Below are 1335 nucleotides of genomic sequence, written 5' to 3' on the forward strand. Positions count from 1 at the left end.
TATAAGAGACAGGAGTTGCAGCAGGAGGGGGCCGAGTTTGGGGCCGAGGCCGGCGGCGGCGCCGGTGAGGCGGGTGACGGGTTCGGCGGGGTCGTTGAGGCGTTTCATGTGGGTGAGGTAGCGGCTGGCTTTGACGGCCATGACGAAGCCGGGCGGGGTGGCGTCGCACCATTGTTCGAAGGTTTCGCGGGAGGGCAGGCGGTAGAAGGCGTTGTTGTTCTCCACGGTGGTGAAGACGCCGGCGTAGTGGTGGAGCCAGCGGCGTTGCGGGAGGCCGGGCGGGTAGAGGACGTCGCGCCAGTCGGCGTACTGCCATCCTGATGTGCCGATGCGCATCGGCGTCTCCCCTGCTGTGCGGCGTGTGCAGAGGGGCTTATACCCGGCGGTGGGGTTCCAGGGCGCGGATGTAGTCGACGAGGCGGACGCCGATGTCGAAGGGGATGTCGGGGTCGTCGAGGTCGGGGTCGGGCCAGGTTTCGGAGATGCGGCGCCAGGTGTCGCGGCCGAGGAAGGTGCCGGTGACGGGGTCGTCGCCGAGTTCGGTGCGCCAGGTGGTCTCGGTGGTGAGCAGGTGGGTGAGGGCGGCCTGGTTGTCGGGTTCGTCGCGGTGTTCGGCGTGGAAGCCGATCTCGATGGCGTGGGTGCGGGTGCCGGGGGCGATGGCGGCGGCGATGATCTGGGCTTCGTAGTGTTCGCGCTGGGGTGCGGGGTCGCCGAACCAGGCTTTGACGCCGTTGTGGCGTACGTGGACGTGCGGGCGTCCGAGGTCGGGTGGTGTCGAGCCTCGGATGATCTCGCCGACCTGTTCGAAGAGGTCCCTGCCGGTCATGGGGGTCGATCCTATGGCGGGTTGTGTCGGTGGCGGGCGGTAGCGTCCGGCGCGTGCGTCCCTCTGATGTTCAGCGCCTGACCGTTGCCGAGTGCGTCGACCGGTACGCGGGGATGGTGCGGGCGAAGACCTCGACGGGTGCGTTGTCGCCGAAGACGGCGGAGGTCTATGTGCGGGACGTGGTGACGTTCGCGGCGCTGGCGGGTGCGGACCGGGTGCTGGACGATCTGACGGGTGAGGACGTCGATGAGGTGCTGCTGGGGTTCGCGCGTAAGCCGGATGGGCGGCGGCGGCCGGGGGCAGGGGGTGCCGGGCCGGGTGGTGGTGCGGTGCAGAGTGGGGCGTCGCAGGCGCGTTTCCGGCGGTCGGTGTCGGCGTTTTTCAAGTATGCGCTGGTGGCGGGGTGGGTGCAGCTGAATCCGATGCAGGCGGTGACGGTGCGTCCGAGGCAGCGGGGTGGGTTGCGGGCGCAGCGGCGTGCCTTGACGGTGGAGCAGGCGGAGGGG

General features: G+C 69.7%; 2 protein-coding genes and 1 pseudogene. 1 reads left to right on the forward strand and 2 read right to left on the reverse strand.

All coding sequences use genetic code 11. From position 1 onward, the window contains the following. The coding region (locus E1289_RS37620) for a DUF72 domain-containing protein (RefSeq protein ID WP_131988955.1) at nucleotides 1–336 on the reverse strand (336 nt) is incomplete at its 3' end. Nucleotides 337–373: 37 nt separating this feature from the next. Beyond that, nucleotides 374–829 carry a hypothetical protein gene (locus E1289_RS37625; RefSeq protein ID WP_131988957.1) on the reverse strand — a complete coding sequence of 152 codons (456 nt, stop codon included), beginning with the start codon at nucleotides 827–829 and terminating at the stop codon, nucleotides 374–376. Nucleotides 830–882: 53 nt separating this feature from the next. Between E1289_RS37625 and E1289_RS37630 the strand changes: the two are divergent. Next, nucleotides 883–1335: pseudogene (locus E1289_RS37630) on the forward strand (integrase); the annotation flags it as partial.

The sequence above is a fragment of the Actinomadura sp. 6K520 genome, assembly GCF_004349245.1.
GTDB lineage: Bacteria > Actinomycetota > Actinomycetes > Streptosporangiales > Streptosporangiaceae > Spirillospora.